This window comes from Kitasatospora sp. NPDC051914, from assembly GCF_040680995.1.
Lineage (GTDB): Bacteria > Actinomycetota > Actinomycetes > Streptomycetales > Streptomycetaceae > Kitasatospora.
The window spans coordinates 1-10,006 of sequence record NZ_JBFAXX010000121.1 but is presented as its reverse complement, the minus strand read 5'-3'; the positions used below and the strand labels follow the sequence as shown (position 1 = coordinate 10,006).

Annotated in this window: 12 protein-coding genes and 1 tRNA gene; 2 read left to right on the top strand and 11 right to left on the bottom strand. The window is 70.5% G+C overall.

Features of this window, described 5'->3' with window-relative positions:
* Nucleotides 1-154 precede the first annotated feature (154 nt).
* Nucleotides 155-643 (bottom strand): YajQ family cyclic di-GMP-binding protein, encoded by a 489-nt coding sequence (locus AB0M03_RS38540; RefSeq protein ID WP_363501117.1) that lies wholly within the window; start codon nucleotides 641-643, stop codon nucleotides 155-157.
* A gap of 212 nt (nucleotides 644-855) precedes the next feature.
* On the opposite strand from AB0M03_RS38540, the gene AB0M03_RS38535 reads away from it, so the two are divergent.
* Nucleotides 856-936, top strand: a tRNA-Tyr gene (locus tag AB0M03_RS38535).
* Nucleotides 937-1,087: 151 nt separating this feature from the next.
* Here the strand turns inward: AB0M03_RS38535 and AB0M03_RS38530 are convergent.
* From AB0M03_RS38530 to AB0M03_RS38485, 10 genes are all read right to left on the bottom strand, one after another.
* Nucleotides 1,088-2,494, bottom strand: coding sequence for a site-specific integrase (locus AB0M03_RS38530; protein WP_363501114.1), 1,407 nt, complete (start codon nucleotides 2,492-2,494; stop codon nucleotides 1,088-1,090).
* Nucleotides 2,494-2,682 (bottom strand): helix-turn-helix domain-containing protein, encoded by a 189-nt coding sequence (locus AB0M03_RS38525; RefSeq protein ID WP_363501111.1) that lies wholly within the window; start codon nucleotides 2,680-2,682, stop codon nucleotides 2,494-2,496. Before AB0M03_RS38525 ends, AB0M03_RS38530 begins: the two co-directional genes overlap by 1 nt.
* Entirely contained in the window at nucleotides 2,675-4,102 is a 1,428-nt protein-coding gene (locus AB0M03_RS38520) for a replication initiator (RefSeq protein ID WP_363501108.1), read from the bottom strand. The genes AB0M03_RS38525 and AB0M03_RS38520 overlap by 8 nt, the downstream gene beginning before the upstream one ends.
* The gene (locus tag AB0M03_RS38515) at nucleotides 4,099-4,293 is read right to left on the bottom strand and encodes a hypothetical protein (protein WP_363501105.1); all 195 of its coding nucleotides are present in this window, start codon (nucleotides 4,291-4,293) and stop codon (nucleotides 4,099-4,101) included. The genes AB0M03_RS38520 and AB0M03_RS38515 overlap by 4 nt, the downstream gene beginning before the upstream one ends.
* Nucleotides 4,294-4,308: 15 nt before the next feature.
* Nucleotides 4,309-4,497, bottom strand: a complete 189-nt coding sequence (locus AB0M03_RS38510; protein WP_363501102.1) for a mobile element transfer protein — start codon at nucleotides 4,495-4,497, stop codon at nucleotides 4,309-4,311.
* A gap of 11 nt (nucleotides 4,498-4,508) precedes the next feature.
* Nucleotides 4,509-5,141, bottom strand: coding sequence for a DUF2637 domain-containing protein (locus AB0M03_RS38505; RefSeq protein WP_363501099.1), 633 nt, complete (start codon nucleotides 5,139-5,141; stop codon nucleotides 4,509-4,511).
* 73 nt (nucleotides 5,142-5,214) lie between these two features.
* Nucleotides 5,215-6,567 carry an FtsK/SpoIIIE domain-containing protein gene (locus tag AB0M03_RS38500; RefSeq protein WP_363501096.1) on the bottom strand — a complete coding sequence of 451 codons (1,353 nt, stop codon included), beginning with the start codon at nucleotides 6,565-6,567 and terminating at the stop codon, nucleotides 5,215-5,217.
* A 1-nt stretch (nucleotide 6,568) separates the two neighbouring features.
* The gene (locus AB0M03_RS38495; RefSeq protein ID WP_263103970.1) at nucleotides 6,569-6,919 is read right to left on the bottom strand and encodes a hypothetical protein; all 351 of its coding nucleotides are present in this window, start codon (nucleotides 6,917-6,919) and stop codon (nucleotides 6,569-6,571) included.
* Nucleotides 6,920-7,240: 321 nt separating this feature from the next.
* The gene (locus AB0M03_RS38490) at nucleotides 7,241-8,455 is read right to left on the bottom strand and encodes a helix-turn-helix domain-containing protein (protein WP_363501093.1); all 1,215 of its coding nucleotides are present in this window, start codon (nucleotides 8,453-8,455) and stop codon (nucleotides 7,241-7,243) included.
* Nucleotides 8,445-8,759 carry an antibiotic biosynthesis monooxygenase gene (locus tag AB0M03_RS38485; RefSeq protein WP_363501090.1) on the bottom strand — a complete coding sequence of 105 codons (315 nt, stop codon included), beginning with the start codon at nucleotides 8,757-8,759 and terminating at the stop codon, nucleotides 8,445-8,447. The genes AB0M03_RS38490 and AB0M03_RS38485 overlap by 11 nt, the downstream gene beginning before the upstream one ends.
* 202 nt (nucleotides 8,760-8,961) lie before the next feature.
* Here AB0M03_RS38485 and AB0M03_RS38480 point away from each other — a divergent pair, with 202 nt between their 5' ends.
* Nucleotides 8,962-9,768 carry an ATP-binding protein gene (locus AB0M03_RS38480; protein WP_363501087.1) on the top strand — a complete coding sequence of 269 codons (807 nt, stop codon included), beginning with the start codon at nucleotides 8,962-8,964 and terminating at the stop codon, nucleotides 9,766-9,768.
* The last annotated feature ends 238 nt before the right edge of the window (nucleotides 9,769-10,006 follow it).

Genomic DNA, 10,006 nt, shown 5'->3' with positions numbered 1-10,006 from the left:
CGATCTGGGGGGTGGGGCGGGGGGCCTGGGGTCCTCGGCGGGCGGCGCCCGGGGCGCACCCGTTAAGCCCGTGGGGCCCGGGCCGGGGGGGGTCGGGGGCCCCACGGCGTTCGCGACCCGGCGGGCGCCGCTCGGCGCAGCCCGGTCGCGGTGATCAGCGGTAGTTGACGAACTGGATCGCGAACTCGAGGTCCTTGCCCTTGAGCAGGGCCTGGACGGCCTGCAGGTCGTCGCGGCTCTTGGAGCTGACGCGCAGCTCGTCGCCCTGGACCTGCGCCTTGACGCCCTTCGGGCCCTCATCGCGGATGATCTTGGCGACCTTCTTGGCGTCGTCGGTGGTGATGCCTTCCTTGACGTCCGCGAAGATCTTGTACTCCTTGCCGGACAGCTGGGGGTCGGCGGCGTCCAGGGCCTTCAGCGAGAGCCCGCGCTTGATGAACTTGCTCTGCAGGACGTCCAGGATCGCCTTGACCCGCTCCTCGCCGTTGGCCTTCATCTCGATCTTGTTGCCCGACCTGCTGATCTCGCCGCCGACGCCCTTGAAGTCGAAGCGCGTGGCGATCTCGCGGGAGGTCTGGTTGATCGCGTTGTCGACCTCCTGCCACTCGACCTTCGAGACGATGTCGAAACTGGAGTCGGCCATGGGTGTTGGTCTCCTTGGGTACTGGCTGCACGGTCACCGCCCGGCCGTACGGCCGGGCGCCGCCCCAGCCTATCCAGCGCGGCCCCGCCCCGCCCCCGTCCGCCGCCCCGGCCCCGTGATCACACCCCCGGCAACCGAGTGGCGAACCACCCCCGTCCATCAGGTATTGTTTACCGCGTCGAACGGGGCAGCGCCCCGCGAGACAAGATCCTGGCTGGTTGCCCGAGCGGCCAAAGGGAGCAGACTGTAAATCTGTCGCGCAAGCTACGCAGGTTCGAACCCTGCACCAGCCACAGGATAGAAAACAGCCCCTGATCTGCGGAAACGTAGATCAGGGGCTGTTTCGTTGTATCGCCCGTTGTGGCGATCGATATGTGCGCTATGTGTGGCTTGTCTCACTCTGAGTCGCCCGAATCCCGGGTCTGACCAGGGCGTACGGACCAGTCACGGACCAGAATCCGGGCCCGCGACGGCGGTCGGCGGGGCGGTGCGGGAGCCGCGGGCGAGCCGCTGCGAGATCAGCTCGTTCGCGTAGTCCTCGGTGCCGTGCAGGCACTTCGCGTAGACCCGCAGCATCACGGCGACACTGTGCCCGGCCCGGCGGGCGACCTCGGTCGGGTCGACCCCGGAGTTCAGCCCGAGCGAGATCCCGGCGTGTCGCAGGTCGTACGGGCGCCGGCCGAGCGGAGTCGCGCAGTCGGCGGGGGAGAGGACTTCGGCCCGGGCCCGCTTCCAGACCACGCCGTAGCCGCTCTCCTGCACCATGCCGTTCCGGGAGGTCCGGAACAGTCGGCCGTCGGGGGCGACGTCGTACGCGTCGATGTGCGCCCGGAGGATCGCCACCAGCTCGGGCGGGACCGGGACGGGGCGGGTCGCCCTGGCGGCGCGGTGCTTCAGGCCGCGCTTGTCGTGGGGCGTGCCGTCGTCGGTCCAGGAGGAGCCGACCCGGGGCCGGGTCTCGTCGAGGATCAGCCTCCCCCAGCCCTGTGCCGGCAGGTGGCACCGCTCGATCTTCAGGTTCACCACCTCGGCCGGCCGCATCCAGGCGTAGTAGATGCAGCCGAAGAAGCCCACCAGCCGGGCCCCGCGCCGCCCCTGACGCCCAACAGCGGCCAGGAGGAGTGCCGCCTGTTCGGGGTTCACCACAACGCCGGGATCGACTTCCTCCTCAACCTCGGGCGGCTGCCACTGGACCAGCGGGAGCGGGTTGACCACGAGCAGCCCCTCCTCCACCGCGTAGCCGAAGATGTGGTTGATGATGCGGCGCTTGCGCAGGGTCACCGTGGCGGCAGCAGGCTTGCCGTCGAGCTTCACCGCCAGGGCGTCGAGCAACCGGCGGACCATCCTCGGCTCCTCGAACGCCGAGACCAGCACCGAGTTCTTCGCCACCCAGGCCAGCGCCCGTTCGATCTCGGGCGGAGCCTCCTTCGACCACTGGTTGACGTTGAAACCCCAGCTGTAGAGAGCGCGCCGGACGACGTGCTTGTCCGGCATCCCGGCCTTCGACTTCACCAGCTCGAACGTCACGGTCGCAAGGGCATCGGCCCAGGTGGTGCGCGTCTTGGCGGGAGCCCCGTTCCAGCGCTTCTCGACGTAGTTCCGGGCGAGCTGGTACCAGGTGACCTGCTTCTCCTTCCGCAGCTCGGAGAGCGGCAGCCCGCGGTCGGTGTCGAACGGCTCACCGGCGCGGGCGGCGGTGATCAGCTCGGCCTTGCGGCCGTCCGCCTGCGTCTTGGTGAGGAAGGACTCCGAGAACTCCCGGCCGGACACCGACCACCGGACCATGAACGGCTTGCGCCGGTCCGGGCGGTGCCGGTGCTCCCAGAACTGGACCTTGTAGGAGGTGGCCATCAGGCAGCGTTCTCCTCAAGGTCGGCCCACCACGCGTCCAAGGCCTCGCGGCTCACCCGGATCTGGCCGTTCGGCAGCTTGGTGCACCTGGGAGCCTTGCCCCGTGCCCGCATCCGGTAGAACGCGGCGCGGGACATGCCGATCTCGGCGAGGACCTCGGGCAGCTTGAGCTTCTTCTGGCTAGGCACGGGTGGGTTCTCCTTCCGTTCCGGGTGCGGGTTGCAGTGTTTCGGCGAGCCAGGCCTCTCCGAGGGTCAGGCCGGTGCCGGCGAAGACCCAGTGGGAGAGGACGAGGGTCGTCTCTTCGGTGACCGGGACATCCGGGCCGTGGAGGAGTTCGAGGGCTTGGGCGCGGCGCCAGACGGCGCGGGCGTCGCGGAGTGCGCCGAGGGTGGTCGAGTACCGCCGCGTCTTGGTGGAGAAGTGGCCGCGGAAGCCGAGCATGTGGGCCCAGGCCCGGAGCCGGAGGTCGGCCAGGTCGGTACGGCCGCCGAGGGCCCAACAGGCGCGGATCATGCGGCGGGCGTGCTCGGGGATGTCGAGTCCGGCCAGGGATCGGGCCAGACCCGTGCCTTGGCAAGCGTCACAGCGGGTGCTGAGGCCGGCGGGGACGGGGATGCGCCCGCGTCCCGCGCACGGCTTGCAGCACAAGGAGGTGTCGAGCGTGCCCGTTGCGGTCTCGGCACCCTTGGTCGCGTACTTCGCGATGTAGGCGGCGACGGCGCGTTCGCTCAGCTCCGAGCCACCGGCGAACTCGGCGGTCCGGATCGGTCGGATGTCGAGCTGAGTACCGAAGGCGAAGCGGTGCTCCCGGCCGTCGATCAGCGGGCCGGGGATGTCGGCCCGGCGGGCGGCGGCCCGGATGGCGTCGGAGAGGAGCTGGACGGAGGCCCAACGCGGAGGCCGGTCCGATCCACCGCCGGGCCCGTCGAGTCGGATGACGGTGTGGAAGTGGACCAGCCCACGGCGCTGGTACTCGGCGACCTTGGCGAAGGACACGCGGGCGTGCTGCCGGAAGGCCCGCTGCGTGAGCCCCGCCCGTGAGGCGAGCTCGCGGCGCAGGTGAATGGAGAACCGGCGCCAGAGCGCCCCGGAGTGGGCGTTCCAGAGGACTGCGCCCCGGTAGTCGTAGCTGTCGGGGTCGAGAGGGGTGCCGAGCTCGGGCGCGTCCTGGTCGTGGAGCCTGCCGCACCGGCAAGGGCGGACCTGCCCGGCAGCGCCGGTCGGCCGGTTGTGGACGGGCCCGAACGACGGCGCGGTGAAGGTGGCGAACACCCGGGGGTGCGCGGCGACCTCGTCAGGGGTGCCCTTGCCGCCGCGGAGTCCGGCGGTGATCAGGTGGTAGGTGTCGCGGCGGTAGGTCTCGGCACAGGCCGTGCAGCGGGTGGCCCGGCGGTTGTTGCAGCGGACCAGGAGCTGACCGGCGGGCAGGTCGGTCGAGGCCAGCCGGCGCAGGATCTCGCCGGTTGCGGTGCTGAGCTCGGTGCTGTGCCCGTCGAGGCGGATCGGATGGATGCAGCCGCCGAGGCCCTGGAGCTGGCGGGAGAGGGCGGGCAGGGTGCCGAGGCTGGCCAGGGTTGCCAGCTCGGCGACCGGGGGCAGGGTCACTTACCGCCCCCGTTCACGATCTGGACGCCGGTCCGGGTGCCGGATTCCACAGCCGGGGCGAGGACGGTGTGGGCGAGGTAGAAGCCGAACAGGGCGATGGCGGCGGCGACCCAGAGGCGGATGCCGAGGAACTTGATCGCGGTCCAGGCGACGATGCCGAGGACGACGACCAGGGGAAGGCTGACGGTCATGGCCGGACGGTCCTTTCAGCGGGCGGGGCAGCGGTGGGTGCGGGCGGCGAGCTCGGCGGCAGCGCGCGAGTCGTAGTCGGCGGAGAAGCCGCAGCGCGGGGCGGTGCAGGCGGCGGCGTGCCTCTCGCGGCCGCGGCCGTCGTAGAAGGTGCCGACCTGGACGGGGCCGATCCGGATCACGTTGCGGAAGCGGCGGTTGGGCATGGGTTCTCCTGTCAGAGCTGGGCGGCGATGGCTTCGGCCAGCGGCGCGGGGATGCCGAGCCGGGCCCGCAACGCCGCCGCGTCGATGGGCGTCCCGGTCTGGCTGCGGTGGTGATCGGCGACCTTTCGGGCGTGGTCGACCAGGGCGGTCGGGACTGCGACCGGGGCCGGAGGCGGTCCCGGGAGCGAGGCCGGAGCAGGTACGGGCAGCGGCGGCGCGTAGACGGACGGCACGTCCTCGTCGCTCGGCGCGGTTTCTGTGGCGGGTTCTCGGAGCGCTGTGGTGCCCGAGTGGGCGAGGAGCGTGCCGCCGAGGAAGGCCACGGCTGGCCATCCGGCGACGAGGATGCGCAACCAGGCCGGCACGGCGGCCAGGTCGAGGAGCCCGGCGGTGGCGATGTTGGCGCCGAGGGACGCGGCGAGCGCAGTGACGAACCAGCACCAGCCGGCGGCCCGGTTCGCTCCGGAGCGCATCCGGCGCCAGGCGGCGACCAACAGGAGGTCGACCGAGACCGGGTAGGCCCAGGCCTTCCAGCCGTGCTGGCCGGCCGCTCCGGCGATGTCGTGCAGGTGGGCGAAGGACAGTGCCGCGGCGATCACGGCTTGGACCAATACGGCGTCCACGCGCCGTAGCTGGGCACGCAAGGGAACGCCTCCTTTGGGCGTGACGGAGTAGGGACTCGGCGCGGGACGGCGCGCCACCGGAGTGGGGGAGAGGTCAGGCCGTGCTCAGGTCGGCGAGGTCGGCACCCTCAACGGAGGGGCGGAAGTGATCGAGCTCCGGCAGGAACGGGACCAGGTGGGCGTTCGCGGCGCAGACGGCGGCGGCTTGGGCGAGCGGGAGGTGGGGAGTGCGGATGCGGGACCAGCCGCCCGAGGTGTCCCCGACGACCGCCTGGCCGGGCCGTTCGGCGGCGATGGCGCACGCTGCGAGGACTGCCTCAGGGGAGATGTCCCCCAAAGCCATCTTGGCCGAGGCTTCGTCGTTGACCCGGTGGCACACACGGCCGGTGAGCTGGGCACGGAGCATGGTGGCGCCCTTGCCGAGCTCGGCGCCGAAGCGCTGCCCGCACACCTCCAGGTAGATGCCGGCGGCGCGGCCGAGCTGGGCGAGCCGGATGAGATGGGTGACCATCTCGTCCCGCCGGTCCTCGTCCTTGCGGGTGGCGACGAGGAAGAGCTCTGCCACCTCGTCCACGAGGAGGACGATCGGGACGGGCCGTTCGGCCTTGGGAAGACCCCAGATGTCGGAGGTCATGTCCTCGTCCGGGACGCCGGGGGATATCCCCTGGCGGGCGCGGATCAGGTCGTAGCGGCTCTCCATCAGCTCGACCAGGGCGGGCAGCAGCTCGGCAGCCTGCTCCTGATCGGTGGCCAGCGCGGAGAGCCGTGGGGCGAACGGAGCGAACTCCACCCCGCGCTTGCAGTCGATGCCGACGAGGGCGACCGGTTGCGGGGCGAGCCCGGTGACCAGGTGCCGGAGGAACATCGACTTGCCGGAGAGGGTCGCTCCGAGCGTGAGCTGGTGCGGGATGGTGCGGTAGTCCCGGACGAAGGCGGTCGCGTCCTCGCGAAGGGCCACCGCCACCTTGAGAAGGCCGTCGGCAGTCTTCCGCGGCATCCGGACGCGCTGCAGGACATCGAAGCCCACCAACCGGAGGTCGACGACACCGGGCTTGACCTCGGTCACGTAGACCGCGTGCACGCCCCAGGCGTGCCGAAGGCGCTCCGCCGAGGCGGCGACGTCCGCCGGCTCCTGCCCCGGAGCAAGACGCAGCCGAAGCCGCATGCCGGTCGGGGTCGGCCGGATGAGACCCCGGCGGGGAGGTACGGGCCGTACCTCCCGGCGCGTCGTCGCCCGGACCGCCAGAACCCGTAGCCGGGATGGCGCGACGGTGAGCCCGCAGGAATCCATGACCGAGCCGTACGAGCCCAGCAGGCGGGCCGTCGTGCCAGCCAGACCGAAGGTGCACCAATAGGCGCTGGGATGGCGTGCCTTGAGGTAGACGGCACTGCCGCCGACCGCCAGGGCCGGACCGCCGAGCTCCAGCAGCGTCAGCAGGTCCGACACGTCACGCCCCCAGCGAGGAGGGGAACACGGCGGGCGTGACGGCGGCGGCCCGATAGGCGATGCCGTGCCGGGGCTGTCCGTTGAACACCTGCTCCCAGGGCCGGGCCACCAGGCCCACCAGGGCGACCGGGCCACCGAGGGTCAGGCCCTCACCGACGCCGGACTGCGGGACGGTGACCTTGATCAGCGAGGACTCGCCGTCCTCGATGTGGACGACACCGACCGTCATCAGCACCTCGCCGGTCGCGGTGTCGGTCGCCAGCTCTCCGGTCCGGCGATCGCGGACCTTCTTCTCCGGGGCCTCGGTCAGCAGGATGGTCGCGCCCGAGGTCTCGACACGGATGGAACGCATGAGTTGCTCTCCCTTGCGCACCGTAAATCGGTGCAGTCAGTGACAAATGACTACGCAACGGGAGGTTGACCGCATATGGACTCGGCGCGATACGCTCAGGGAGCGTTGTGCCAACGACGCACCGAGCCTGAGTGGGCTGCCTCCCGCTCAGGCCACAGCTTTCGTGTGACCCTTTGCCGCTGACGCGCCGGGGCAGGTCTGCCTTCCTGCCACGGCGCGTTCGCATGTCCGCACACAGGACCCACCGAAGGCGGGGAAGCATGCCGACAGCAACGAGAGTAACCCGTACTCCAAGTACTGTCTAGTACTTTTGGTACCAGCTCACATTTCCAGTACGCCCAACTCGCGGGCCAGGCCGCGGAGCTGATCCGACGTCGGCTGGATCATGGTCAGCAGATCCGTGACGAGCTGCTTCACCATCGGCATGGCGCGGAACATCTCCGGTGACAGATCACGTGCCGTCAGGAGTCGGGCCACCGCGTCGTCCAGCTGGCGGCGCTGCGTGTAGGCCCTGGCCACGTCGATGTGGAACCTCGTCTGGCGCTCCGTGGACAGCACCGACGGATCGATGGAGCTCGCCGCCCGCAGGGCAATGCCGGCGTCCCCGAGGTCGACCGCGACGGCAACCTCGTGCAGTCCTGCATTGGTGGGCCCGAACTCGGTGTTGTAGTCGTTGCGCCCGTCGCCCACCAACGCTGCCATCTCTCGGGCCTCGCGAAGGTACTCGTATGCCGCCTCAGCCTGATTCGCGCGTGCGGCGGCGACCGCCCGTTGCAGGGTCAGCGCCCCGCGCATGGCCACGGCTTCCACCTGGCCCGAGGCCGCGAGGGGGGCGAGCGCGTCTGCGGCGCTGCCAGAGGCCCGCGCCGCCTGCTCGTAGTGGCGGGCACCTAGGAAGACGATCGAGAGGCGGAACTCGCCAGCCGCCATGAGCAGGGGATCTCCCGCCCGCTCGGCCGCGACCACGGAACGGTCGATCGCGATCCAGGCCGCCTCGGGCTCGCCCATGTTCGACAGGGCGGCACTGCATGCGTGGTACATCCGCGCCAGCAGCCGGAACAGGTCGGCGCGCTGGTCCTCCGGGACCGAGCGGGCAGCCGACTCAAGCGACGGCACCAGCTCTTCGAGGAGTTCGGCGAGGTCCGCGTAGCCGCCGGCGTGCGCGAGCGACCAGGCCCGCTCGACCTCGGCCCGGAGCGCGTCCACGTCGGGCGTGCTGTGCGGGCCGAGGATCGCCTTGAGCGAGTGCGCCGCGCTGAGGACCAGCCGGAGCCGGCTTGCGCCAGGTGCCTCCCCTTCCGCTGCCGCCGCCACGATCGGCGCCTCGGCAGCCAGCTCCGCGACGGGGATCTCCAGGACCTCCGCGACCTTCTCAAGGACGGTCATCCGGTCGATCCGCCGCACGCCGCGCTCCACCTGGGACACCCAGGCTTCCGAGCGGCCGAGGAGCTGGGCGAACTCCTTCTGCGAGAGTCCGCGGCGCTTGCGGTGGAAGGCGATCTTCTTGCCCAGTGCCTTCTCGTACTCAGTGCTCAACGTCCACGCCCTTGGCAGCCACGAGGTCGAGCCAGTCGACCTCGACGGAGGAGAGGTGCTGGTCGCGTTCGGCGAGGAAGACCTTCACGTAGTCCTTCGACTCGTGTTCGTCGAAGGCGGCGCGGTCGCGGTAGAGCTCGTAGAAGATCCGCTCCAGTGGCCGGCCGTCAACGCGGTGGACTGCATAGACCACCGTGCCGGGCTCGTTGACCCGGATCAGCTCGCCGGTCCGCGCAACCAGGTCGTCGAACGCGGCCGCCGCGGACTCGTCCTTGCAGGTGAAGCGCACCATCAGTCCGAACATGCTTCTTCCTCCCTCATCGCGAACTTGAGCAGCAGCACTTGTCGCCGCACCAGCTAACCGTACGAAAAGTGCCATCCCGCACTCGAAGTACTCGCATATTGAGTACGGTGCTAGTACTAAATGTACTGCCCATGGACTTCCGGCAACAGGGGAACGGCTAGCCAGGGCAGAACGGAGCAGGTCAACGCCGCAGAGGAGCGCCATGACCACTCACCGACGCATCTTCGCCGGCCACCCCCAGGAGCTCAGCGCCGTACGGGGTTGGACCCGGAAGCTTCTCGACAACCACCCGCGCGCCGACGACGCCGAACTGATCGTCAGCGAGCTCAGCACCAACGCCCTGCAGCACTCCCGGAGTGGCCGTGAGGCTGGCTGGTTCGAAGTCGCCCTGACCCTGGCAGCGCGCGGGGTGGCGATCACGGTCACGGATGGGGGCACGAGCAGGAGCATCCCGAGCGCGCAGCACGCCGCAACCGACAGCACCCACGGCCGCGGGCTGGACATCGTCAGCGCGCTTGCCGACCGGTTCGCGATCTCCGGCGACCATCGTGGGCGAGCCGTCACCGCAGAGCTGTTCCTCCCGCGGCAGCGGCAGCGGCAGCGGCAGCGGCCGGCTTGGGGAGGCCCCTCCATCGCCCAGCCCGGATACCGCTGCGAACACCACGTGCGGAGCGCGACAGGCTCCCAGGGGCCGCAGTTGGTGAACACCCTGAGCACGGTGAGCGCAGACGAGGCGATTCGGTGGCTTCGCCGCTCCATCACCACGCTGCTTCTCGCGCTCGACGTCGAGAACCGCGGGAAGCTGTCCCAGTGGGCCGAGACCGACCACGCGAAGGCTCTCGACGACCTCCGCCGAGGGCTGCCCTGCACCGTTGCCGCGACCCAGGCGGGTCACCAGTGGAGCGCCGGACCGGTTCTCTTCCTGCCGTTGCTCCCACCCACAGGCAAGCCGGTCATTGCCTATCAGCCGACTTGCTCAAGGGCCCGGCGTCGCAGTGAGGTTGAGTAACAACTTTCTCTACGGGTTCAAGGCGCCTCGCTCCGCTCGGCGGGCGGAGCGGGTGGAGCCCACGGGGAAGGCACATCACGGCGGGATCGGAGATCACCGGCGAGATTCCCGGCCTCCTGAACTGCAAGAAGCAGCCTCACAACGTTCGGGGTGCCGCGCCTGCGGCGCGGCGGCGCCGGCCGTCCTCCGGCGCGCGCCCCGCCTCCTGTCTTCGCCCCGGCTGGGGCTTCGCCGTCGT